23 protein-coding genes are annotated in these 24523 nt (G+C 51.7%); 7 read left to right on the forward strand and 16 right to left on the reverse strand.

Annotated features, from left to right (window positions below; genetic code table 11):
* Positions 1–220: 220 nt before the first annotated feature.
* Entirely contained in the window at positions 221–1120 is a 900-nt protein-coding gene (locus ACFOMG_RS10340; protein ID WP_376866468.1) for a LysR family transcriptional regulator, read from the reverse strand.
* Positions 1121–1221: 101 nt separating this feature from the next.
* On the opposite strand from ACFOMG_RS10340, the gene ACFOMG_RS10345 reads away from it, so the two are divergent.
* Positions 1222–2076, forward strand: a complete 855-nt coding sequence (locus tag ACFOMG_RS10345; protein ID WP_376866469.1) for an SDR family oxidoreductase — start codon at positions 1222–1224, stop codon at positions 2074–2076.
* Between the two features lie 267 nt (positions 2077–2343).
* On the opposite strand, the gene ACFOMG_RS10350 is transcribed toward ACFOMG_RS10345, so the two are convergent.
* The 4 genes from ACFOMG_RS10350 to ACFOMG_RS10365 form a co-directional block, all read right to left on the reverse strand.
* On the reverse strand, positions 2344–3927 hold the full coding sequence (locus tag ACFOMG_RS10350) for a sensor domain-containing diguanylate cyclase (protein WP_376866471.1): 1584 nt from the start codon (positions 3925–3927) through the stop codon (positions 2344–2346).
* A gap of 155 nt (positions 3928–4082) precedes the next feature.
* Entirely contained in the window at positions 4083–4499 is a 417-nt protein-coding gene (locus tag ACFOMG_RS10355) for a hypothetical protein (protein ID WP_376866473.1), read from the reverse strand.
* Positions 4486–4965 (reverse strand): DUF523 domain-containing protein, encoded by a 480-nt coding sequence (locus ACFOMG_RS10360; RefSeq protein ID WP_376866475.1) that lies wholly within the window; start codon positions 4963–4965, stop codon positions 4486–4488. The genes ACFOMG_RS10355 and ACFOMG_RS10360 overlap by 14 nt, the downstream gene beginning before the upstream one ends.
* On the reverse strand, positions 4962–5753 hold the full coding sequence (locus tag ACFOMG_RS10365; protein ID WP_376866476.1) for a methyltransferase domain-containing protein: 792 nt from the start codon (positions 5751–5753) through the stop codon (positions 4962–4964). The genes ACFOMG_RS10360 and ACFOMG_RS10365 overlap by 4 nt, the downstream gene beginning before the upstream one ends.
* Positions 5754–5923: 170 nt before the next feature.
* Between ACFOMG_RS10365 and ACFOMG_RS10370 the strand changes: the two genes are divergently transcribed.
* Positions 5924–6745: a GGDEF domain-containing protein gene (locus ACFOMG_RS10370; RefSeq protein ID WP_376866477.1), complete on the forward strand. Its 822-nt coding sequence runs from the start codon at positions 5924–5926 to the stop codon at positions 6743–6745.
* Positions 6746–6754: 9 nt separating this feature from the next.
* On the opposite strand, the gene ACFOMG_RS10375 is transcribed toward ACFOMG_RS10370, so the two are convergent.
* A complete protein-coding gene (locus ACFOMG_RS10375; RefSeq protein WP_376866478.1) occupies positions 6755–7207 on the reverse strand; it encodes a YaiI/YqxD family protein in 453 nt (150 codons plus the stop codon).
* A 208-nt stretch (positions 7208–7415) separates the two neighbouring features.
* Between ACFOMG_RS10375 and ACFOMG_RS10380 the strand changes: the two genes are divergently transcribed.
* Complete coding sequence (locus tag ACFOMG_RS10380) at positions 7416–8267, forward strand: metal-dependent hydrolase (RefSeq protein WP_376866479.1); 852 nt, start codon at positions 7416–7418, stop codon at positions 8265–8267.
* Between the two features lie 82 nt (positions 8268–8349).
* Here the strand turns inward: ACFOMG_RS10380 and ACFOMG_RS10385 are convergent, their stop codons facing one another.
* The 4 genes from ACFOMG_RS10385 to ilvD all read right to left on the reverse strand — a co-directional run bounded on the left by ACFOMG_RS10385 (position 8350) and on the right by ilvD (position 13571).
* Positions 8350–8598 carry a TIGR02647 family protein gene (locus tag ACFOMG_RS10385; protein WP_376866481.1) on the reverse strand — a complete coding sequence of 83 codons (249 nt, stop codon included), beginning with the start codon at positions 8596–8598 and terminating at the stop codon, positions 8350–8352.
* 135 nt (positions 8599–8733) lie between these two features.
* On the reverse strand, positions 8734–9954 hold the full coding sequence (locus tag ACFOMG_RS10390; RefSeq protein WP_376866483.1) for a phosphatidylinositol-specific phospholipase C domain-containing protein: 1221 nt from the start codon (positions 9952–9954) through the stop codon (positions 8734–8736).
* 237 nt (positions 9955–10191) lie between these two features.
* Positions 10192–11586, reverse strand: coding sequence for a hypothetical protein (locus ACFOMG_RS10395; protein WP_376866484.1), 1395 nt, complete (start codon positions 11584–11586; stop codon positions 10192–10194).
* 149 nt (positions 11587–11735) lie between these two features.
* Positions 11736–13571 (reverse strand): dihydroxy-acid dehydratase, encoded by a 1836-nt coding sequence (gene ilvD, locus ACFOMG_RS10400; RefSeq protein ID WP_376866485.1) that lies wholly within the window; start codon positions 13569–13571, stop codon positions 11736–11738.
* A 523-nt stretch (positions 13572–14094) separates the two neighbouring features.
* Here ilvD and ACFOMG_RS10405 point away from each other — a divergent pair.
* The gene (locus tag ACFOMG_RS10405) at positions 14095–15504 is read left to right on the forward strand and encodes a DNA cytosine methyltransferase (protein ID WP_376866487.1); all 1410 of its coding nucleotides are present in this window, start codon (positions 14095–14097) and stop codon (positions 15502–15504) included.
* A 12-nt stretch (positions 15505–15516) separates the two neighbouring features.
* Here ACFOMG_RS10405 and ACFOMG_RS10410 read toward each other — a convergent pair whose 3' ends face one another.
* The gene (locus ACFOMG_RS10410; RefSeq protein ID WP_376866489.1) at positions 15517–16269 is read right to left on the reverse strand and encodes a TdeIII family type II restriction endonuclease; all 753 of its coding nucleotides are present in this window, start codon (positions 16267–16269) and stop codon (positions 15517–15519) included.
* Positions 16270–16549: 280 nt separating this feature from the next.
* On the opposite strand from ACFOMG_RS10410, the gene ACFOMG_RS10415 reads away from it, so the two are divergent.
* Positions 16550–16846: a helix-turn-helix domain-containing protein gene (locus ACFOMG_RS10415; protein ID WP_376866490.1), complete on the forward strand. Its 297-nt coding sequence runs from the start codon at positions 16550–16552 to the stop codon at positions 16844–16846.
* Between the two features lie 84 nt (positions 16847–16930).
* On the opposite strand, the gene ACFOMG_RS10420 is transcribed toward ACFOMG_RS10415, so the two are convergent.
* Positions 16931–17257, reverse strand: coding sequence for a branched-chain amino acid transporter permease (locus ACFOMG_RS10420; protein WP_376866491.1), 327 nt, complete (start codon positions 17255–17257; stop codon positions 16931–16933).
* The gene (locus tag ACFOMG_RS10425; protein ID WP_376866492.1) at positions 17250–17963 is read right to left on the reverse strand and encodes an AzlC family ABC transporter permease; all 714 of its coding nucleotides are present in this window, start codon (positions 17961–17963) and stop codon (positions 17250–17252) included. The genes ACFOMG_RS10420 and ACFOMG_RS10425 overlap by 8 nt, the downstream gene beginning before the upstream one ends.
* 162 nt (positions 17964–18125) lie before the next feature.
* On the opposite strand from ACFOMG_RS10425, the gene ACFOMG_RS10430 reads away from it, so the two are divergent.
* Complete coding sequence (locus ACFOMG_RS10430) at positions 18126–20075, forward strand: hypothetical protein (RefSeq protein WP_376866494.1); 1950 nt, start codon at positions 18126–18128, stop codon at positions 20073–20075.
* Between the two features lie 214 nt (positions 20076–20289).
* On the opposite strand, the gene ACFOMG_RS10435 is transcribed toward ACFOMG_RS10430, so the two are convergent.
* Positions 20290–21618: an ATP-binding protein gene (locus tag ACFOMG_RS10435; protein ID WP_376866495.1), complete on the reverse strand. Its 1329-nt coding sequence runs from the start codon at positions 21616–21618 to the stop codon at positions 20290–20292.
* Positions 21619–21778: 160 nt separating this feature from the next.
* Positions 21779–22657 (reverse strand): YicC/YloC family endoribonuclease, encoded by an 879-nt coding sequence (locus tag ACFOMG_RS10440; protein WP_376866497.1) that lies wholly within the window; start codon positions 22655–22657, stop codon positions 21779–21781.
* A gap of 165 nt (positions 22658–22822) precedes the next feature.
* Here ACFOMG_RS10440 and rph point away from each other — a divergent pair, with 165 nt between their 5' ends.
* A complete protein-coding gene (rph, locus tag ACFOMG_RS10445; protein ID WP_376866498.1) occupies positions 22823–23554 on the forward strand; it encodes a ribonuclease PH in 732 nt (243 codons plus the stop codon).
* Positions 23555–23711: 157 nt separating this feature from the next.
* Here the strand turns inward: rph and ACFOMG_RS10450 are convergent, their stop codons facing one another.
* Entirely contained in the window at positions 23712–24485 is a 774-nt protein-coding gene (locus ACFOMG_RS10450; protein ID WP_376866499.1) for an exodeoxyribonuclease III, read from the reverse strand.
* Positions 24486–24523 lie beyond the last annotated feature (38 nt).

Below are 24523 nucleotides of genomic sequence, written 5' to 3' on the forward strand. Positions count from 1 at the left end.
TCTGTTTTGCCGTGTCAGCATGGCATATCGGCGGTTGTGCATCATCCCGGCCTACCGGTACAGATTGTTGCGTGAGTGACGTGACGGATCCCGATAATCATACCAGCCCTGCAACCACACCAGCGGCGAGCAGGGGTTATCGCAGGGGTCAGCGGTGATTATTTTTATCCACTGGCGAGCTGAATGAAAATACCGGTAACTGTTCAAATATATGCTGCGGTCAGCGTCTGAACATATCGGCCGCCAGCAGGTAATCAATGACTGCCCGGGTGCGTTGCGGCAGCTGACGCCGTGACGGATATACCAGAGAAAAGATCATGGTGTCGCTGGCCACCGATGGCATCAGCTGAATCAGCTCGCCACGGGCAATTTCCTGACGCACGGTTGTTGGCAATAATGCGCCGACTCCCAGGCCTTCACACACCATCTGCTGCATCATCAGCGGCGAATTACAGCGGTATTGGGAGTCGGGTTTCAGCTCGATGTGTTTACCGTGCTGGCGCAGCCGCTGGATATTATCGACGCTGGTCTGGGTCAGTACGATCCAGTGACATTGTTGCAGCTGCTGCAGGGTTTTAGGCACCCCGTGGCGGTTTAAATAGTGAGGGCTGGCAAACAGTGCAAACTGTTCTTCATGCATTACCCGGGCGACAACCGAATCATCTTTTGGCAGGCCAATGCGGATGGCCAGGTCGATCTGTTCGCCGATCAGGTCGCGCCGGCTGTCATCCAGTATCAGCTCCAGTTCTATTTGTGGAAAACGCTGACGTAAATCCGCCAGCACCGGTAATACGTATTTATGGCCAATATCGTGATTCATGGTGAGAGCCACCCGGCCGGCGGGTTGCTGTGGTGTGGCGATGGCTTCCACCTGATTGAGAATTCCCGGCAACTGGCGAGCCTGCTGATATACCTGCTGGCCTTCGCTGGTGATATTCAGCTGCCGCGTTGAGCGTTGCAGCAGCCGTACCCCGAGATCCTGCTCCAGCTGCGCCACCTGTTCGCTGATACGTGAACGGCTGCTGCCGAGTTTGCGGGCTGCGGCGGCAAAACTGCCACACTCCACAACACAGGCAAAGATGGCTAACAGGCGCAGATGAGAAAACTCTATTGTACTCAAAGTCCGAACTCCGTATCCGGTATTGATCGTCTTATGGTGACGAAAAGTGTGCGCCATACTGGCTGCGAATTCCACATAATGATATTTGAGAGGAGCATTTTATGATTGCCATCACAGGTGCCAACGGCCAGTTAGGCCAGCTCGTAATTCACAGCCTGCTGCAGCAGACCGATGCCGCTAATATTGTCGCGCTGGTACGTAACCCGGATAACGCCGGGTCATTAACGGCGCTGGGTATTGAAGTGCGTCAGGCGGATTACAACCAGCCACAAACCTTAACCGCAGCATTGGCCGGAGTGCAGCAGCTGTTACTGATTTCTTCCAGTGAAGTGGGTCAGCGGGTTGAACAGCATCAGGCGGTGATTGATGCCGCCAGCCAGGCGCAGGTGTCGTTGCTGGTGTACACCAGCATCCTGAAAGCCGACCGCAATCCGATGTTGCTGGCGCAGGAGCATAAAATTACTGAGCAGCGGATTCAGCAATCCGGCCTGCCGGCGGTGATTCTGCGCAATGGCTGGTACAGCGAAAACTACACCGGCAATATCGCAGCGGTGTTAAACACTGGCAGTGTGGTCGGTGCCGCCGCGGATGGGGTATTTTCCACCGCCAGCCGTCAGGACTATGCCGCTGCCGCCGCTCAGGTGTTGCTGCACCCACACAGCCATATTGGCCAGACCTATGAACTGGCCGGTGACCAGGGTTTTACGCTGGCCGGTTATGCTGCTGAAATTGCCCGCCAAACAGCGGATGCCGTGTCTTACCGTAATCTGGAACAGGCTGAATATGTCGCGTTACTGCAACAGTTTGGGTTGCCGCAGGGATTTGCTGCGGCGCTGGCGGATGCCGAAGCCTGTGCCGCGGAAGGCTGGCTGGCGGATGACAGTCAGACGTTAAGCCGTTTGCTTGGCCGACCGACTACGCCGCTGGCGGACAGCGTGCGTCAGGCGCTGAGTTAAGCGCAACAGTGGCGCGACAGCAGGCAACTGTGCTGGTTGTCGTGTCCACAACCGGCTCATCAGCAGGCTGATGGGTAACAGCAGCCACAGATGTTGCCAGAGGATGACCAGCAACAGTGCAGCGCCGGCCAGTAGCAGCAGTAACGCGTTGAGAAACATAGTGTTTTTTGTCATGTCGTCTGGCCGGGTCAGGTAACAGCGCTGCAGGTTAACAGACAAATATGTCAGCGGTATGGCAAACAACTCAATGACGCAGGGTGGTTGTGATCAGTGTGAGTCCGGATCCGCCAGCGGTCGGTCACTGGCGCTGGCCGGGCATAACACAATCTGATCGCGGCCATTGTCTTTGGCGCTGTATAACGCTTCATCGGCCCGGGCAAACAGGGTTTCCGGTGTTTCGTTTTCATCCTGTTGCAGTTCGGTGATACCAATGCTCAGGGTGATCGGTTTGTTGATTAACGGGGCGATGGCGCGTGAGGTTGCCAGCCGCTGGCGCAGCCGCAGGGCCAGGCCGTTGGCTTCCCGGGCACTGGTTTCCGGACAGACGATGCAGAATTCGTCACCGCCCCAGCGTCCCACCAGATCGGATGGACGTGACTCTTTTTTTAATAAATCGGCCACCACCATAATAATGGCATCGCCGGCCAGATGGCCGAGCTGGTCGTTGATGTGTTTAAAGTGGTCAATGTCCACCAGTAACAAAGATAAGGCGTGACGATAACGACTGCAGCGTTCGATTTCGGTGGCGAACAGCCGGTCGATCCCCATACGGTTGAGGGTGTTGGTGAGATAATCGGTTTCGGAACGTTGTTTCAGTGCCAGCTCTTTTTTCTTGCAGCGTACAATAGCAATGCTGTGCGGAATGCCGGCCAGTGATAACGATGAAATAGCGATATCCAGCGGCAGTGGTTCGCCGTTTTTATCCACCCCTTTAAACAGCTCGCCGTTTTGCGCCATCATGCGTAAGCCACCTTCGCCGGAAAAACGCTGCCGCAGTTGTTGATGTTGCTTGGCAAAGTGTGGATCAACCAGATCTTCGACCCGCTTTTGCTGCAGTTCATCCGGCTGGTAGCCAAACATTTCCGCCAGCCGCGGGTTACTTTTGACAATCTGGCCATCGCTGTCGGCCACCAGAAAACCATCCGGAATCATTTCGAATAACGCTTCCAGATCGGCCTGAGAATGGCTCAGGCGGTAAATCAGCAAACCACAATAAATACACAGAATCACCAGTACCGGTACACCGAGATAGCTCAGTTGAGATAACCGCCGTTCGGCAATAATCATCAGCTCAGAGGTTTGTTGTTCGACCTGGTTGTGTTCCAGCGACAACAGCTGTGCCAGTTGTGACAGGGCGAAGGCGGCGGGGCTGTCGTCGACCCTGACCTGATCGTCCAGTTGGGCGACTGACTGCTGGCTGGCCTGGTTATGGCGAATACTCTGTAAACGGCTGGCATAACGATCGATCACCTGTATCAGCTGTTGCAGATATTGTTGCTCCCGTTCGCTCATCGGGTATTGCTGATATTGGCTCAGCAGCTGCTGGCTGAGCATCATTTCCTGTTGCGCCGCCAGCAGGTAGGAAGGGTCACGACGAATGACATAATTTTTAAAATGGTGGATAAAACCACTGTAACCAATCGCCGCCCGCAACTCGTTCAGGCTGTCGTATTTGTTACGTGTCAGGGCGCTGTATTTTTTCCACTCGGTATTGAGCTGGTGGATATCGCGGTTGGTCTGGAAGGTGATCATCAGCAGTGCGGCGGTGGCCAGTAGCAGGGTGATCAGAATCAGGTTTATTCTCAGTAACGCAGCCCGGTCGGCCTTATGTTTAAAATGTTTCTGCTTCACTGCGTAACACCGGATACTCTGTTCAGGACAATCCTGTCAGTGTACTCCGGGTCTGCTGTTGCTGCCGACGCTGTTTAGCTCGTCTTACGGCATTTGTAGGCAATGTCTCACAACTGTCGCTTCAGGACACAGCTGTCAGGTGGGTCTCTGCCGGCTCAGAAAGTCAGGTTTATTCCCACATAAGCGCTCTGACGCTGATGGCGATACTGCCAGCCTAACTCCAGGTATTTGATCAGTGTCAGCCCTGCCTGGGGGGCGATTTCAGCGTCGCGATTAATACTGCCGCCCACAAACAGGGTGGAATAACTGCCGGGAATGGGCAGCACCCAGTCGAGGCTGGCCGTACTTTGCCAGTCTGGCTGGTATTGCGCAGACGGGGCATAGCTGATGTAACTGCGCCAGAACAGGTCCGGGTTTTCATTGTGATAACCCAGCCGGATACCATCCTGCTGGCGCAATGAATGATTAAAGCCCTGTAAAAAACCGAACGCCCGGGCCGTTGGGCTGACCAGCAGAGTCGTCAGCAATAGCGTGCTCAGCAGCATCGGCAGTGGTGTTTTATGGCGTGTCATGCTGTTGCAGCCAGTGTTGCAGGGCATCGAATTGTGGCGGATTAAAGCAGCGAATGCCATGTTGGCTCAGCAGCGCGGCGGTTACCCCCATGCCGGTGGTTAAGGTGGCGCTGAAGCTGCCATCATAAATGCCGTTGGCACCACAGGAAGGTGAGCGGTCGGCCAGCAGTGCCACCACCACATCGTGCTGTTGTGCCAGGCGCAGGGTTTTTTCGGCACCGAGGTGAAACTGGCGGCTGAAGTCATCGCCGTCACGACTGATGATGCGGCCGTCGCGGATTTCCGCCGCAGGACGGGGAGTGGGTAGCCCCCCCAGGGTTTCCGGGCAGGCGATCACTAACCGTTGCTGCTGTTGCCAGTGCAGAATCTGTTGCTGAAAAGCCGCGACCTTACTGTCGTTGGCTCGCCCGTCGTAACGTACCGGCTGGCCCATCAGGCAGGCACTGATCAGTATACGTCCCTTCATGCTTGTTCTCCTTTACGGGCGAGAAAATGAACGTAGCGGCCGAAACGGCGGTAAGGCTCCAGCAGGCCGAATTCGAGGTCTGCTGCACTGACCGCAGGCTGGCCAATGCGGTCGCGGATTTTCTGATGCATATGGTCGTGCACACAACGAATGCCGCGCCAGCGTTGTAACTCAAAACCCAGTTGTTGCAGCTGCTGTTGCACGACATCCGGGTCCAGCGGGTGTTGTGGTGCATTGCCGTGGTCACGCAGATGTGGGTTGGCCGAGCCGGGCGAGTGGGTACGGCCATTCATCAGCTGACGCCACTGGTGGCCGTGCAGGTTATAAAACATCAGTGATAACCAGCCACCGGTTTTAACCCGTTGTGCCAGTAATGTCAGTGCCTCCAGTGGCTGTTCCAGCCATTCCAGTACCGCATGGTTGAGGACGACGTCGTATTGTTGCGGAAACACCCGGGCACAATCCTGCAGCGCGCACTGTTGGCTGGTTAAGCTCAGCCCGGCGGCAGCAAACTGATCCGTCGCCAGAGTCAGCATTTCAGCGGAAATATCACACAGGGTGATGTGTGCTCCCTGCTGCGCCAGTAACAGGCTGAACTGGCCCTGGCCACCGCCGATATCCAGCACCTGGCTGCCGGCCAGCGGAATATTCAGATCGTTAAAATCCGCCTGTAACGCCTGTAGCCGCAACTGACCGCGCGCAGTGGCATAAATAGTACGGCTGAAACGTTCGGCCAGGTCGTCGAAGTTACGGTCTGGCCGGGGTGGTGTTGATGGCGTTTGTTTCATAATTCCGGATCGGTTAAGCGTGCCATAAACGATTAATTACAGCACCGGCGGTATCGCCCTGAAAGTGTGATAAATAACAGAAATATAAAGAAATTTACAGGTCGGCCGGGAACTCAGCTGCTAGACTCAACTCTGTATTGTGCACTTCCCACTAAGGAACTCTTCACTCTATGGCTGAGGCGCTTTCGCAACAGGACAGAATCTGCAGGCCCGCTGAAGCGGAAGACACTGAGCTGAGCCGCACCGGCAACCAGTGCCCGGCCGGTGATGACTGTGCTTATTATCAGGAAGTCATCAGCCTGCGTACCGCTGTGATTACCGATCCGCTGACCGGCTTATATAACGTCCGCCATTTCCGTGAAGCACTGGAACAGGAGCTGGAGCGTACTCAGCGTACGCTGATTTCCACCGCGCTGTTAATGATCGATCTCGATCATTTTAAACAGATTAACGATCGTTATGGCCATGAAGCCGGCAACCAGGTGCTGAAACAAACCGCGCGGCTGATTCGGGAAGGTACCCGCCGGCTGGATGTGCAGTGCCGTTATGGTGGTGAAGAGTTTGTGGTGATTCTCCCGACCACCGAACTGATGCTGGCCGTACACGTGGCCGAACGTATCCGTGAAAGTATCGCCTGCACCCCGGTGTATATCGACGATCAGCAACAGATCCGGGTGACCGCCAGCGTTGGTCTGGCATTACACAGCGCTGAACGGCCAATGACGGCAATCACACTGGTGGAGGCCGCCGACGAGCAGCTCTACCGTGCCAAAGACGAAGGCCGTGACCGCGTGTGTTATCCGTTATTTGATGTGCCGGAAACCCAGGTCTCTGGTGATGAAAAACAGGCGCTGGGTTCCATGTTTGGTGGTGAGCCATCATCTGCCAGCCAGGCCGACAACGAGGACGACCCGGATTTTGAATTCGACCCGGACATCGACGACGCTGATGACTTTATCGATGATGATGACGGTCAGCAGTGGATCGTGTAGCGACCCTGCTCAGCTGCGCTGCCGGGCCAGCCAGCGATCCAGCGCATTGGCAAAGGTTTGTTTGTCTTTATCGGAAAACGGTGCCGGGCCACCACTCTGAATACCACTGGAACGCAGGGTATCCATAAAATCGCGCATATTCAGCCGCTGGCGGATATTTTCCGGGGTGTAGGTTTCACCACGGTTGTTAATTGCCGCGACACCTTTTTCAATCACTTCTGCCGCCAGCGGAATATCCTGACTGATCACTAAGTCGCCGGGCTGAGCCTGTTGGGCAATCAGGTTGTCGGCGACATCGAACCCGGCCTCAACCTGGATGGTGCTGAGAAACGGGGAGGGTGGCAGAGGTATGTGGTGATTGGCAACAAACTGTGCCATGGTCTCGGTGCGACTGGCGGCACGGCAGATAATTTCCCGTACGGCTTTGGGGGTGGCATCGGCATCGACCCAGATGGTGGTCATGAGGCGTTCACATATCAGTTAAAGAAAACGGATAGTGACATAACGGCTACCCGGCTGTCACAGACAGCTGTCGCGTTTTGGCAGAATATCACCGGCTTTTATTGACCGGATAACACCTGTGCACTGACTGGCGCTCTGCCTACTATGGCCGGATAGCAATCAGAATGAGGGCACAGTGATGGCTCAGACATTCCGGTCCGGCGGTAAGGTGGACATTAAACCCCGTCGTATGTCATTCCCGTTTAACGAAGTTAAAAACCGCTTTTTTTATAAAGATAATGCGGTGATCTCGGCGTTTGGTGCGGCGTTATCTTCGACATTCCCACCGGGCGAGGCGGAATTTATTGCCTCGGTACGGTTATACCGCGACAAAATCAGTGATCAGCAGCTGTTGCAGCAGATCCGTGGTTTTATCGGTCAGGAAGGTCATCACAGCCATCAGCATAAACGGGCCAATGAAGCGTTACGGGAGCTGGGTCTGGATGCGGTGCGGCTGGAAAAACACCTGGAAAAGGACATTAAAAAATACACTGCGCGAAAACATGTGACGCCTAAATTCCGTCTGGCGATGACGGTGGGGATGGAACATATCACCGCCATCATGGCGGAATTTGTGCTGAATAATCCCGAAGTGCTGGAGCCGATGGAAGACTCGGTCAAAGAACTGTTGTACTGGCACGCAGTGGAAGAAATTGAACATAAAGCCGTCGCCTTCGATGTTTTTATGAGCAGTGAAAATGATCAGAAATATCTGCGCCGGGTATTACGCCTGGTGACCGTGTTGTTCAGTGCGCGCATTTTCTTTTATATGGTGGCGTTATTGTGGTGGGCACGTAAATGGCCGTCGTGGGGTGAGATAAAGGGCTTTTACCGTTTCTTATGGGGTAAAAAAGGTGTGATCAGTAATATTCGCCAACCTTACCGCGATTATTTTAAAGACGGTTTTCACCCCTGGGATCACGATAATCAGGCGCTGGTGGAAAAATGGAAACAACAGATGTATCGCCCCGAGCATGATCTCGGTGCCGTAACAAACGAACCACAGGCACAGCCGGCCTGAGGTAACTATCGGTTTGACTCAGAGTGCTTGTCACTTTTGCCGGGGCTTTGCCCCGGCTTTTTTTCTTTCCCGGCCATCGTTCTCAGGCCGTTTCAGTCACATCCAGCGCATTCACCAGTTCATGAGCTTTTTCCGCCAGCTCAACGCCCCGGTCGGTTAAGTAACCACCATCGGTCTGAGTGGTTAAGCCTTTATCAAATAAACGTTTGGCCGCAGCCACCATTTCCGGGGCGGCATCGTGATGAACTTTAATGCCGGTTTGCATACTGGAGTGACGATCAAATTTAACCAGCAGGTTCAGTTCGTCGACGATTTCTGTGTGGTAGGGCATAACGGCTTCCTTTTTATAATCCGAGCGTTTCAGACTACTCTGCTGCCCGGCAGGCGGCAATCGATAAAATGCCATAAAAAAGCCGACACTGACGCGTGTCAGTATCGGCAAAGGATGTTCACTGGTTGGCCAGAATCAGTGAACGGCCCAGGTTCCTTCATTCTGATGGTCGGAAGCGTTTAACCAGACATGGGTGATGCCCCCTTTGGCCTGTTTCAGCGCTTCATTCGCCTGGCTGTTTGTCGGAGCGGCAAAGCGGTAGTTACCCAGCTGGGCACAGGCTTGTGCACCATCACTCCAGCGGCCCTGATAGGTGGAAATATTCCAGCTGCCATCACTGAGGTTCTGGCAGGCGTAATGATGGCTGGCTTCACAGCCGGCATCATCCCAGCGGCCATTGCCCCACTGTACGGCACAGTCCTGATTGCCGCCCCAGTTGTTGGGTTCATTCTGATCCCAGGACCAGATCGCCGCAGCCAGCCGGCCGTCGTTATGTGTCATGTCGTCCAGGTTGACGATATTGCCGCCGTTTTTAAACGCCTGTGTGACGTCCCGGGCTTCGATTTTTTTCACCGAACCTCCGGTAAAAAACGCACCGATGGCGCCAACTGAAGTACGGTCCTCCCAAATGCGGTTAATGTTGCCCAATCCGGTGAAGGCCAGATTTTTCATGCCGGCATTGTCGGAACAACCGCCGTCTTTCCATAACACCACTTGTTTGCCGGCGGCCCGAACCTGCGCTTCGCTAAGGCTGGAGGGGATGGATTGGCAGCCGTTTGAGGCATATACCTTGCCTGCGAGTTTGTCGTTGACAAGGTTCAGCAGTTCCTGGTGATGACCATCGGTATGATCTTCAAAATACAGAATGATGACTTCGTCCGGGTTTTCGTTCAGCCAGTTACCCACTTCCTGCAGACCGTCTTTCACAAAGCGGTCAGTCAGGCTGCAACCAAGGTGTAGGTCGCCCATTTCTTTACCGATACCGGAATGACACAACAATAAATCCGTGCCCCATTGCCACGGCCAGCCATGGGTGTGGGCGGTCCAGTGAGCATCCAGTTCTATAAAACGGGCCCCGAGACGCAGCTGGTCGTAAATCGAATGTTTTTGCTGTGGATCGATATAGGCGGTGGCAGTGCGATAGGCTTCTGAGTTGTAGCTATTGTGGGTGCCGAGAATGCTGTTGTCGGCTAACGGGCTGTTAACATCCAGATTGCGCTGTTGCGCCAGTGCTTTTCCCGCCCAGCTGTTCTGGAAGTCTTTGATCGGGTCAGACGGTGGAGTTGAACTCATAGCAAATGACGTGGCGGAGGCAAGCAGCCCGGCGGTAAGGGCAATGGCATGTGGCGCTTTCATGAGAGTGTCCTGTGATGATTCCGGCGTCTGGCGCTGCTGATTGCTGTGGCAGCGATATCGATACCTTATTCTTATAATTTAACCGTTTTAACGGTACGGACGTTTTATCAAAGCAGGGGCAAAGGGGTAAAGAGACTGGCCTGAATGGATCACCGGTCGGTGTTAATTGGTCGTGATATAGCAGGGGATGTCATGAAATGGCAATAGCAGCGGCCTGCTGGCCGCTGCGCGACGGAATCAGTCGGTGCTTGCCGGCGTTTCGTTTTCAGCTTCTGTTGTTGCTTCGGTTTCAGCGGTTGTATCGGTTTCTGTTACTGCTTCGCTTTCTGTAGCCGTATCCGTTTCAGCGGTTGTATCGGTTTCTGCTTCGCTTTCTGTAGCTGTATCCGTTTCAGTGGTTGTATCGCTTGCCGTTACGGTTTCAGCTTCGGGCTCTGCTGTGGCTTCTGGTTCAGCAGTGGCTTCTGGTTCAGCAGTGGCTTCTGGTTCAGCAGTGGTTTCTGGTTCAGCAGTGGCTTGGGGCGCAATAACGGCTTCGGGCTCAGTAACAGCTTCTGCTTCTGTAACGGTCATCGGTACGGCGGCGGCTTCTGGCTCAGCCGCGACGTCGGCGTTTAGCTGAGCCTGCGATGACTGTAATAGCTGGGCTTCCAGCGCTTTAATCTGGCGGCGGTATTCTGCAGCGATGCGCTCGGCCTGCTCTGCAGCAATTTGTTTCAGTGCCAGCGCCTGATCTTTCAATGCCATATGGCGCACATCATCGGCATTGAGGGCACTGCCGATTTCAGCCAGATGATCTTCCATGGTCAGGGCGGCCTGCTCTGCCTGGGCGGCATTCATTTTTACCAGTGTCGCCACTTCACGTCCGATATAGAGCGCATGCTGAGCGGCACGCAGGGCTTCTTTACCGGTACGCGCTACCAGGTCGCGCTCGCTGTAGCTCTGGCGGATAACACGCTCAGCGTTTTCGACCAGTTGTTCGGCGTATTCGAAGGTTTTTACCGCATTGCTGTCGGCATCTTCATCTTCGGCCTGCTCCAGTGTGTCCTGAGCGGGCTGCCAGTGTTGCTTCAGCATGGTGTTGAGTTCCAGCTGCTGTAACTCGATCAGGACGCTGGCGGCGCCTTTGCCGGCTCCGGCGTCATCCCCGGATTCGATCTGGCTGATCAGCTCGCGGAAGCTTTCCATATTGTCGCGGTAATCCGACGGCAGAATATTGCGGGCTTTGATATCGTCGAGCACGGCTTTCTGGCGAATCAGTTCCGGCAGCAGGGCTTCGACCTTTTGTTTGTTTTTCAGGCCGGCTTCCGTCAGCGCGACGACTTTGGCGGAAGTGATGATGCTGGCGTCGCTGTCGCCCTCCAGCTCCAGTGAGCGGGCTTGCTTCAGCGCCTGTTGCAGCTCAGCCATATGCAGCGGTGCATACAGTTCCAGCTCTGCTTGTTTGGCCGCTTCAAATGCGGCTTCAGCGTCGTTCAGGGCGCGTTCGCTGTCACCTTCAAAGGCTTCTGCTTTGGCGCTGGTGAGTGACTCAAACTCATCCTGATAAGCAATTTGTTTACTGGCACAGCCGCTGTTTAACAGCGCCATCAGGCAACAGAAGGTGGTAATAACAAGACGCGGATAACGCATATCAGATCCCTGACTCGAGCTTCGCCGGCTGGCGGTAAAGCGGATAGTTAACATAACGTACGACTGGTGCTGCGGTAACAGGCTGCACCGGCACTTAACGTCCCGCTGCCGTTGGCAGCGGGCGCGCAAGTGTAAGAAAGGTGGCGCGATTAATCCAGCAGCGATTTATCGCGTACCGCGCCTTTGTCGGCCGAGGTGGCGAACTTAGCGTACGCTTTCAATGCTGTGCTCACTTTACGAGGACGTTCTTCCGCTGGCTTCCAGCCTTTCTTGTCCTGCTCATGGCGACGGTGAGACAACTCTTCCATGCTCAGATCAACATTGATGGTACGGTTGGGGATATCGATCTTGATCGGATCACCATCACGTAACAGGCCGATTGCACCACCCGCTGCGGCTTCAGGAGAACAGTGACCAATCGAAAGACCAGAGGTACCACCCGAGAAACGACCGTCAGTTAACAGTGCACACGCTTTACCTAAACCTTTGGACTTCAGGTACGACGTCGGGTACAGCATTTCCTGCATACCCGGGCCACCTTTCGGGCCTTCGTAGCGGATAATGACCACATCACCTGGCTTCACTTCATCGGCCAGAATGCCGGCGACCGCGGTGTCCTGAGATTCGAAGATCTTAGCTGTACCGTTGAATACCAGAATAGAGTCATCAACACCGGCGGTTTTCACCACACAGCCATCTTCGGCGATGTTACCGTACAGAACGGCCAGACCACCTTCTTTCGAGAAAGCGTGTTCCAGATCGCGGATACAACCATTAGCACGATCGCCATCCAGCGTTGGCCAGCGGGTTGCCTGGCTGAAAGCGGTCTGGGTCGGAATGCCCGCCGGACCGGCTTTGTAGAATTCAACCACTTCCGGGCTTGGGTTGCGCATGATGTCCCACTGATCGAGGGCATCTTTCATGGTGGCAGAATGCACCGTTGGGATATCGTTATGCAGCAGGCCGGCACGGTCGATTTCACCCAGAATACCCATGATGCCACCAGCGCGGTGTACGTCTTCGATGTGGTAGTCCGGGGTGTTGGGCGCTACCTTACACAGCTGCGGCACAATGCGGGACAAGCGGTCGATATCGTCCATATCGAAATCCACTTCCGCTTCCTGAGCCGCGGCTAATAAGTGCAGGATGGTATTGGTGGAACCACCCATCACAATATCCAGCGTCATGGCATTTTCAAACGCTTTAAAGCTGGCGATGGAGCGTGGTAATACCGATTCATCGTTATCTTCGTAATAACGCTTGGCATTTTTTACGACCAGACGTGCGGCTTCCAGGAACAGATTTTCACGGTCCGCATGAGTGGCCAGTGTGGTGCCGTTGCCCGGTAAAGACAGGCCAATCGCTTCGGTCAGGCAGTTCATTGAGTTAGCGGTGAACATACCGGAGCAGGAACCACAGGTCGGGCAGGCGCTGCGCTCATATTCGGCCACTTTTTCATCGGAGGCGTTATCGTCGGCCGCAATCACCATGGCATCCACCAGGTCCAGCTTGTGCTCAGACAGTTTGGTTTTACCGGCTTCCATCGGGCCACCGGAGACAAAAATCACCGGGATATTCAGGCGCAGTGCCGCCATTAACATTCCCGGGGTGATTTTGTCGCAGTTGGATATACACACCAGCGCGTCGGCGCAGTGAGCGTTTACCATATATTCCACTGAGTCGGCGATGATTTCACGCGATGGCAGACTGTACAGCATACCGTCGTGACCCATGGCGATACCGTCGTCCACGGCGATGGTGTTGAACTCTTTTGCCACACCACCGGCTTTTTCGATCTCTCGGGCAACCAGCTGTCCCATGTCTTTCAGGTGAACGTGACCGGGTACAAACTGAGTGAAAGAGTTCGCGACCGCAATAATGGGTTTGTGGAAGTCTTCGTCTTTCATACCAGTGGCGCGCCACAGAGCGCGTGCACCGGCCATATTACGACCGCCGGTGGAGGTTTTGGAACGGTACTCAGGCATGGATGTCTCTCGTTATCTCAGCGTTAACAAAAAATGATAGTGGCCATTGTATCAGCCGCTGGGCGGATGCTCACCTGTGGATTTGCCGGCCGGGCTGAAGGCAGCCTGTGCCAGGGTGTGAGTTATTCAGTATTTCTGTGGATAAAATTGGGAATAAGTTTGGGGTAAACGTCGCTAAGCCAGACAACAAGCGCCAGTCTGTTAAATTGGTGAAAAATTAAACGTTTGTCTTAATGTCTTGAAAATTCACAAAAAGCCAGAGCTGGCAAGGGTTTTGTTGAAGTTTTTTGCGGCTCTGGCGGACGATGTGCAGTGGCTAAAGTCAAGACCATCTGATACTGGTGATTTTAACAGTGTTGTGGATAAGTTTGGGGGTAAGGTGAGGATTTGATGTTGACTATTGTACTTCACTGTAAGATTTGCCTTGAAATCGGAAGGATAGTCAAGACAAAAATTAATTGAATCTGTATATGCATACAGCTAAAATTGGTACCTATCTGAAGTTTCGAAAGAGAAACCTCTTATGAGTACCGAAATCAGCATAAAAGATGCTGCTCAAATGTTGAGCATCAGTGAGCAGCGTGTCCGCACGCTTTGTCGTATTGATGAATTAGAAGCGAGGAAGGTTGGCAATTCTTGGCAGATAAATATGGAAAGTCTTAATAAATATGGGTTAAAAACGGCACATATGGTTGCAGAAAATCATGCGGCTTATACGACGACCAGCAAACCAGTTGCACTGAGCTTTTTCTCCGGTGCTATGGGCTTGGACTTGGGTATTGAAAAAGCGGGCTTTGAAGTGCGCTTGGCTTGTGAGGTGGATAAATATTGTCGTCAGACAATCGCTTTAAATAGACCAAATACAGCGTTATTAGATGACATTACTAAATATTCGGCTGAGCAGATAAGGAAAGAGGCTGGTCTTACGGCTAGTGACGATATTGACCTTATTGCAGGCGGCCCACCATGCCAAGCATTTAGTACAGCAGGGAAACGTAAAGGCTTCAATGATGAGAGAGGCAATGTATTCCTAAAGTATTTAGACTTGTGTTTGGAGCTTAAACCCAAATATTTTGTTATCGAAAATGTACGAGGGCTATTGTCCTGCCCTATGGATCATCGTCCACATGATCAAAGAGGAGATGGATTTCCAGATTTAAGTGAAGATGAATTAAAAGGAGGCGCTTTAAACTTTGTTATAAGTCGGCTTGATAATTCAGGTTACGGGTATTCGTTTAATTTATACAACTCGGCAAATTTTGGTACTCCTCAGATTCGAGAGCGAGTAATTTTAATTGGCTCGAGAGATGGAACGCCCCCGCCATATTTGATCCCTACACATACAGAAGATGGCTCTTTAGGGCTGCCAAAATGGAATAACCTACGCCAAGCCATCTCTGATATTGATAAACATGAACACTTAAATTTTCCTGAGAAACGGCTTAAGTACTATCGATTGCTAAAATCTGGTCAGAATTGGAGAAATCTTCCTGAGGAGTTGCAAAAAGAAGCGATGGGGAAATCCTTTTATTCTGGCGGAGGGAAAACAGGGTTCTTGAGGCGTTTAGCCTGGGATCGTCCTTCGCCAACATTAGTGACGCATCCTGCGATGCCCGCCACAGACTTGGCACATCCGGACATGGATCGTCCGTTATCTGTTCAGGAATATAAAAGAATTCAGCAATTTCCTGATGATTGGCAATTAGCAGGCCCGCTTGTCCAGCAATACAAGCAAGTAGGTAATGCAGTTCCTGTAGGGTTGGGATTTTCAGTTGGAAAACTAGTCATGGATTTGATCCAGGGTGTCGATGTGCTATCGCCTGTAGGATTTAAATATTCACGATATAAAAACACCTGCGATGTGGAATGGCGTAAATTATTTAACGCTCAATTGAAAGTAACTGGATCTTTATCTGATAGATTGCAGGCGTAAAGCCTGCAATTTTTAGAAATTGAGTAAAAGTTTTTTAGTTTCAACTCCAACCTCTTCGAATACATCTAAGATTTCTTCGTAAGCACCCGGGCCACCCAAAAAATCCCAGTAATCTTTTCCTATAAGAACTGACTCATCATTATGCATATCAAATATTTTCATGGGAAAAGAGTGTCTGTAATCCGATCTTTCCTTGCCGTTGGGGTTGTAATATAAAGCGAAGAATGCCTCATTTTTGGGGTTGTCTGCTTTGATCAGAAGCATATCTTTTTTAGCAATTTCAGATTGATCTAAGTTTGGCGTAACAGTTTTTATTGAAATGAAGTACTCTTTTTCGGCCTTTTCAAGCCACAGGTCTGAAATGACTCTTCGAACGACAGTGTCACCTTTATTGAAAGATGTTATGGTTTTAACTTCTTTATTCCAGTTTGGCTTTTGATTGCCGCTTCTTAATGCAGAGCTGTTTCGCTCAATTTCATCAACTGCTCCCTTATATACATTTACAAGTGTTTCTTTTTGGCGAGCAGCCTGAAAGCCATTATCAATAGCAACAATTTCTGAGATTTTTTCAATGGGGCCTTGTCCAAAAGACGTGGAAAAGGAACGTTCAAATGAAGATATTTTGACAATGTCGTCGGTTAAAAGAGCACTGTGAAATGGTTTGTGGCTTTTGTCTTTGGCAATCTTATCGGTAGTTCTTTTGATTGCCGCTGATACACAATTTCTCAAAATCTCTTTGACTTGTTCTTTTGTTTCTTGTTTCAACGCCTGAATCCTTTTGGAGCTAGTTACAGGTATAGTGCGTTAGAGAGTGTAATAAATCCAGTACTGATTCATTAGTTTAGTTGTTTGTCGGGTACAGCAGCTTTTAGATTAACTTTCTATATCTGGCGCAGAGCTGTGGGGAAATCTAAGGCAATAGAATCAGTCTTAACCCAGCCCTACACCCAGTTGCACCATGGAATAGATAAATTTAGATATAACTGTATCCAATTGTGCGGCATTTGGTTTATTATGGATATTATTGTATCCAATTTTGCATCTGATGAATAAACTCTTACTACTCGATGACACTGATGTTCAGCGTGCTTTTGCCAGTCACTTGCGCGGTTTGCGTGAAGCAGAGAAGTTATCTCGGGAAGCTCTGGCGCAGCGCAGCAGTGTTCCTGCAGCAACCATTAAGAAGTTCGAACTGACCGGGCAAATTTCTTTTCGTCAGTTGCTGCTGTTGTGGCAGTCATTGGATGACCTGAAACGCCTATTTGAACTGACTCAGAGCCATGTTGCTTCTGCAGAGCAGATGCCTCACTCAATCGAAGAGGTGCTGAAAGATGAACTTTAAGTTAATTTCAGAAACGCTGGAACAGCGCTTGGCTGAAAATAAACACCTGATGCAGGTGAAGAGTTAATACGTCTTCCTTAAGCCCTAACCCAACCCCATTTGCACCAGCACCATATACGTCGCGGTGCCGGCAATAATGCTCAGCAGTGCCTGGCGGAACAGCAGGTGGAGTGCGGCAACCAGCGCCAGGCAACCCAGTTCGGGCACAAAGTCGATGGACAGTGCGGCGTCGTTTTTAAATGAATACACCACCAGTAACACCATCACAATCGGTGGTAAAAAGCGCCCGAGATGTTCCAGCAGCGGATGATCGGCAACCCGTGACAACAACAAAAACGGCAACGCCCGGGTGGCGAAGGTGGCAGCTGCCAGTACCGCAATTACGCCGCTTAAATACCAGAACTCAGTCATGCCGACCTCCGTGCTGAATGCCGCTATGGCGTCGTGCCGCGTATTGCATCATTAACACACTCAGGCTGAGCAAAATGGCAATCAGCAACATATGTTCCCGGCTGATCAGCACCAGTGTGCCGAGGCCAATCACCAGCGCAGCGATAAACGGGCGGATATCACGCAGGTGTTTGTATTGTTCGATGGTCAGCACCATAAACAGCGCCGGTAACACAAAGGCGATGCCGTCGGTGGAAAACTCCAGCTGGCTGCCCAGCCAGGCGCCGGCGCTACAACCTATCAGCCAGTAGCACTGATTAATGGCGGTAATGCCCAGGTGAAACCGACCGGCATCTATGCCTGGCGGCACCGGGGTGGCGGTAATCAGCGAGTAGGTTTCGTCGGTTAAACCAAAGATCTGATACCACTTACGCCAGCCGCGATTGTGCATCCGGCTCATCAGCGACAGGCCGTAAAACACATGGCGGGAGTTGATCAGCAGGGTGGCGATGGCCATTTCCATCAACCCGGCCTGGTTGGCCAGCAGGCCGACCGCCAGAAACTGGCCGGCACCGGCGTAGATAAACAGCCCCATGGCGGTGGCGTATAACCAGTGGTAACCCAGCTCGCTGAATAACACACCAAAGGCGGCGCCGAGCGGCAAATAACCAAACAACACAGGCAACGAGCTGTGCAGCACCGCGGCATTTAACGGGGACAGATTCATGAATACAGAGGGAGTTAATACAGGGGTGGCAATTCTAGTTGACGATTATCTCAGTTTTCAACCCGTCTTTGGTGGCAGGCCTGTAGTGGCGCAGAATGGCGAAGCCATCATATTGGTGCTAACCTCGCGTTGTCTTATTAAACAGTTAAGGAAAATATCAGTATGGCCTACGATTTTGGTAGCCAGGCACTGGGGATCAGCAATCCGTTTAAGACGGAAGGCAAAATTCGTTTAGTCGCCGGCCTTATCATCTCTGCCCTGGCAATGATGCCATTGCTACAAGTGGCGGATACCCTGAAGCAGGATCCGGCCCGGGCCTGGGGTTTTGTTGCCATTGGCCTGTTTTTATTGACCTGGGGTCTGCGCAGTGTCGCGACCGCTGCGATGCAGTTATTCCGCTTTTATGTTGGCCGTTCGGTGCCATCGTCGCTGGCTTATAACCACAGCGCTTCCGAGCGTGAAAACGCTCAGGCGGAAAAACAGAGTGGCAGCCTGGCTTATGACGCTGAAAAGCTCGAATCTATGTTAATGGGCCGCAAAAACACCACCTTTGAAGAGCCTCAGGGCTGGCTCGCACGGCTGGTTCATTCATTAATTCCCGGGCTGATTTTTGCGCCTTATCCGTTGCGTAACTTTGTCCAGGAGCTGGCGGCGGTGTTGTCGTCGACCATCATTGCACTGGCCGCGTTTGCTGTGGCGTCGTTTATTACCGCGACCGGCCTGGCGGGGGGTGCCGGTGGTCTGATTGAGCCGCTGATGTCTTTGCTGTTACTGATTTATCTGGTGGTGATCTGGCGTTCGGCGGCGGCTAATATGAATACCGGCCGCAACCAGAAACTGCACAAAAAAACCGCTGCAGGCATCAGCCGCTTATTTGTGTTCGCCATCGTGGTGCCGGTGTTGATCGGTTTTGGCTACGACAAACTCACTGCGATGATGAAAAGCCGTGATGTAGAACAGTTGAATGCTTTGCTGGCAGACATCACTGTGTTCAGCGCCTGGAGTAACCTGATGTTGCTGGCATTGCTGGCTGTTGTGGTGATGGTACCGGCGTTGTTTATGGTGCGCGAACGGCTGAAACTGGCGCAGAAAAACACCCGTGTCAGTGAATTCCGCGAAAATATGCAGGAGTCGGTGCACCCCAACGAAATTTTTATCAACATTGAAAATATTGTACTGGCCAATCGCCGTTACAAAGAAATTCCTAACCGTATTTACCGCGACTTTGAACCTCAGCTGATGGAACAAAGCCAGGGCAAAGGCACTTTTAAAGGTCAGTTGCTGATTGAGACTCAGCCGGAATATAAACCGATGAAGTTCTCAGCGTTATTCCGCAAAATTCGCCTGTTCAGTACCATTGGTGGTCAACTACTGACCGTTGGCAGTGCGGTGTTGTTGTACTGGTTATTTAATATGGGTTTTGACTCATTTAACGAATTACGCCAACTGGCGTTAGCGAAGGACACGTTTTCCAGCCAGGAAAGCGGGATGGCCTTTTTTGCTCTGGTCGGTAATCATCTGGATGCTTTCCTGACCATGCTTTTTGCTTTTCTGACGGTCTCTTTTGCCGGCCGCATTCTGGCAAATCTAACCCATCTGTTGTGGTCTGAGATGCAGTTCAGCAGTTTGCTGATGTCGATGAAAACCGAGGGTACGTACACCGAGAGTAAAATTTCCACCGGTATGGCGTATAACGATTCGACCCGGTCTGAAAATGTGGTGGTGCGCAGTTCGATTACCCCTTGGGTGCTGACTGCCCGGGTAGTGTCATCCACTTATGCCACGTCCGGTATGCAGAACCTGGAAATGCCTCGTCTGATTCTGGAAATGGACGCCAACGATCAGGAACTGGACACCATAGTGCATGAGATTCGTACCTTCCTGAAAGGACGTGAATTTATTGCTTCCATTAATAACGAGCAGGATCTGGCGAATGCTGAGCGTATTTACCAGGTGAATCAGATCAGTAAATCTGACGACGGTGATATGAAGGCGCTGGCGCAGCAGGAAGCGGAAGCCGCTGCGGTTCTGCAGCAACATCAGGCGGACGCATCGTCAGAAAATATCGGCTCGGGTGAAATCGGTCACGATGCTGAACGGGAAAATCCGTAACGTTGTTTTGCCCTGCAGCCGCGGCTGCAGGGCATTCGGTTATTCGATATTCTGCACCTGCTCATTGAGCAGCCGTTTAATAGAAATAAGCTCAATAGGGATACTATGGTATCCAAAATAGATAAGACTGAGTGTCGAATGGTAAGCATCAGGTCTACAAATTGTTATCCCTAAGGCAACTTTGTGTAGACCTTCGGGGCTAAGCAACGCGCCTTTACCATCTCTGAGGTAAATACTGCGTGAAATACAAAGGCATCACGATATGGGTTTGTTCTAACGCTGATGAGCCTTGTGTGCCCGTTAACTTAAAGGTTTTACTTGGAGTACATTTTTTAACGTAGGATGCCAACGATTTTGCTCTTGTACGTTTACCACTTTTGACTTCAACAGGGATGATATCGCCTTCATCGGTCGCCAAAATAAATTCGATTTCAGCGCGGGCGTCATTCCATGAATAGCTTGGGTCAACGCCAATAGCGGTAAGCTCTTGTTGCACAAAGTTTTCAGCCACATAGCCCCTGTAGTTATAAACAGAAAGCTCATAGTTTTGTTGCTTAATCTCTTTATAACTACTGCCCAGCATATGATTGAGCAGGCCTACATCAAACAGAAATAGTTTAACCATATTGTCTTTTTTATAGGCCGCGAGCGGAGATTTCGGCAATCCTTCAATAGGGTAGTTTGGCAAAGCTAAGCGGCAGCAGTTAAGCCAATGGATCGCGGTTTCAAAATCGCTATAACGAGATTTACGCTCATGCACATGCTTAAATTTAAAGCGTTTAACCGACTCATCGCTGACAAGTGATAGCTGGGCTGGAATGCTATTAAATACCGATTCAATCAGTGTGGCGTCGACCTTGCCCGCGTACTTACCAAAATCGCGGCGATAACCTTCAACTAAATCGGCATGAATTTTTGTGACTTTTTCAACACGCTCTAGAATGCTTGAATCCTTATACTGATACCAAGCAGAAACGGCTTCCGGCATACCACCGGTAAAAAAATAGTCGGTTAGTTTATCCATCAATTTAGTATGCACCGCTGGTGTGCTGGCTTGACTATCAAATGCTTTGATCAGTGCTTGCTCGTTGGATGCGTAAATAAATTCTTGGAAGGTCAGTGGTCGTAAATTGTATTGTTCTACCTTGCCTACAGGGAAGGTATTGAGCAAACCAATGTTCGAACCGCTGGCAGCGACAAAATAGGACGGTGCTTTTTCGGCAAAATACTTCAACGAAGTGACGGCTCGTTCACATTCGCCAATTTCATCTAATATCAGCAAGTCGGTTTCTGGATTGAACGTTTGGTTGGTTAACAACTCAATGTTCATTACCAGCTCGTCAGGTGACAACGAGCCATCGAACGCTTCTTTGTAAGCTGGGTTTTCAAGGAAGTCGATACGAAGGATGTTGGCAAAGGTATTCCCAAACAACTCTTGCAGTAGATAGGTTTTACCTGTTTGTCTTGCGCCATCGATCAATAATGGCTTGCGCACAGGTTGATTTTTCCATGCTATTAGGGCGTTGAGTAAGTTGCGCTGCATTGTCATTTCCCGCCAATTAAGACTGTTAACTGCCAGTAGTGCAACTTAGTCTACATATTTTGGCGCATAAAAGTGAGTGATTTTACATTTTTATGCGCATAAAAGTGTATTTGGCGTTCTAATTTAGCAAGACTTTCCTTTTTTGAAACACCAAAGAACATCACTCGATATTCTGCACCTGCTCACGCATCTGTTCGATCAGCACTTTTAAGTCCACCGCGTATTGTGTGATGGCGGCGGTCAGTGATTTGGACGATAAGGTGTTGGCCTCACGATTAAGTTCCTGCATCATAAAATCCAGCCGCCGGCCAATCGGCTCATTACTGCTCAGGATACGTGTTACTTCATTAATGTGAGTGTGCAGGCGGTCGAGTTCTTCGGCGACGTCGGCTTTCTGCGCCAGTATCACCATTTCCTGTTCTAAGCGGTCGTTATCCAGGTTGCCGCTCAGTTCATCCAGTTTCCCCTGCAGTTGCTGACGCTGGGCGTTCAGGGCCTGAGGCAGTTGTTGCGCAACCTGAGCAACGATGGTGGTCATTTTTTCCAGCCGCGTGCGTATCATCCCGGCCAGGTCGGCACCTTCCCGGGCACGGGTTTGTTTTAAGGTCGCGAGGCTGGCATCGAAAGCCTCCAGTGCTGCTTGTTGCAGTGCTTTTCCATCCACTTCTTCGCTGTTTAACACCCCGGGCCATTGCAGAATCTGCAGCGCATCCAGAGCGTTACCCGGGCCAATCACTGAATGTACGATATCGGCGGCGTGATTCAGTTGTTCAACCAGATCGGTGTTGACGGTAAGTTTGGCATCGCCCTGTAATGGCTGAAAACGCAGCGCACATTCAACTTTGCCACGCCCCAGTTGTTTTTTCAGGCGCTCGCGCAGGTGCGGTTCCAGGTCTCGAAAGGCGTCCGGCAGGCGAAAATGAGGTTCCAGGTAGCGGTGGTTTACGGAGCGGATTTCCCAGGTGAAACGTCCGTGTCGACATTCGCTGCTGCTGCGGGCGAATGCGGTCATGCTGTAAACCACGGCGGTGTTGCTCATTCGGTGCCTCGTAAAATTATTAATGACAGATAAATTAAAAGGTTATTGTACGGAGTTCCTGAAGGGCCTGCTACGACCGGAGCAGACAGCCTGAGCTGCCTACCATCTGTTATGCACAGCACGTATACTGCGCGCATTTCGACAATGCGTTAAAGGACAGCTTTTATGACCGATTCCATCGCCAGACCGAGTGGCCGCCAGGCGGATCAGTTACGTGAGGTGAAAATCACCCGCAATTACACCAAACATGCCGAAGGTTCGGTGCTGGTGGAATTTGGCGATACCAAGGTGATTTGTACCGCGTCGGCGGACACGAATGTGCCGCCGTTTTTACGTGGCAAAGGGCAGGGCTGGGTGACGGCGGAATACGGCATGTTACCGCGCTCGACCGGCTCACGCATGATTCGCGAAGCCGCGAAAGGCAAACAACAGGGCCGTACGGTAGAAATTTCCCGTTTAATCGGTCGCTCATTACGAGCGGCAGTGGATCTGAAAGCGCTGGGTGAAAACACCATCACCATTGATTGTGATGTGATTCAGGCCGATGGTGGCACCCGCACGGCGTCGATTACCGGTGCTTGTGTAGCGCTGGTGGACGCCATTAACTACCTGAAAGAAAACGGCAAGGTTAAAGGTGAGCCGCTGAAGCATATGATTGCGGCGGTATCCGTGGGTATTTATCAGGGCATGGCGGTACTGGATCTGGATTACCCGGAAGACTCAGTCGCTGAAACCGACCTGAATGTGATTATGACCACGGCCGGTGGTTTTGTCGAAATTCAGGGCACTGCTGAGCAGGAGCCATTCTCGGATGAGGAGCTGGCCAGCATGCTGGCGCTGGCGAAGAAAGGTATTGCGGACCTGGCAGCCGTTCAGAATGCGGCGTTAGAAGGTTGATTCTGAATTATTAAATTCAGGTCGCGGACACGGTCCGCTCCTACATTAATCAATGTGTAGGAGGGGCTTTGTCCCCGATATAAAAAAGCCGCGATGCTGTTAGCTTATTCATAACAGCATCGCGGCTTTTTTGTATCGTCAGAATCGGGCGCAGCCGTTAGTCTTCGTCGAACTCGTATTCCACCATCACCGCGGCATGGTCACCAAACTTCAGGTTGGTATCCAGCTTGGCCTCCACCACATACTGGCGGATATTGGGGGTACAGATCTGGAAATCTTTGCGCCAGCCATTCAGATTGCGGCGGGCACTTTCTTCATCCGGCCACCAGGTGAACTGGTTTTCTCCAAAGTTAGCTTCGCGGAAGGCATCGACATACCCCACCGGGCCAAACATCTGATCAAACCAGGCGCGTTCTTCCGGCAGGAACCCCGGCACATCCTGATTGTTTTGCCAGTCGCCCAGATCGACGGTTTTATGTGTCGCTTCAAAGTTGCCACAAAAAATAAAATCGCGCCGTTTGCGGCGGGTTTTGGTCAGATGATCCAGGAAGGCCTTCTGAAAGGCCAGCTTGTCTTCCAGGCTGTTGTACTGGTCAACCGCCGGAAACAAAATGGAACCCACACTGACGTGTTCGAAGTCGGCCTGAATATAGCGCCCCTGCATATCACACTGCGGAAAAGCCAGGCCGGTCATAATGGCTTTTGGCATATCGCGGGTGAGAATCGCCACGCCGGAATAACCATCGGCTTCGGCATCAAAGAAGTAGGCGTTATAACCCTCGGGGTACACGACGCTGTCAGGTAACTGATACTCCTTGGCCTTCAGGTTCTGAATGGCGACAACATCGGCATCGGCGCTTTGCAGCCAGCTGTACAGACCATTTTCCACGGCTTGCGCCAAGCCATCGACGTGTATACTGATAATCCTCATACGTGGTTCCCGACTAGTGAAGCGTGTATCATACCGCA

Source organism: Bacterioplanoides pacificum (assembly GCF_042648445.1).
Classification (GTDB): domain Bacteria; phylum Pseudomonadota; class Gammaproteobacteria; order Pseudomonadales; family Oceanobacteraceae; genus Bacterioplanoides; species Bacterioplanoides pacificum.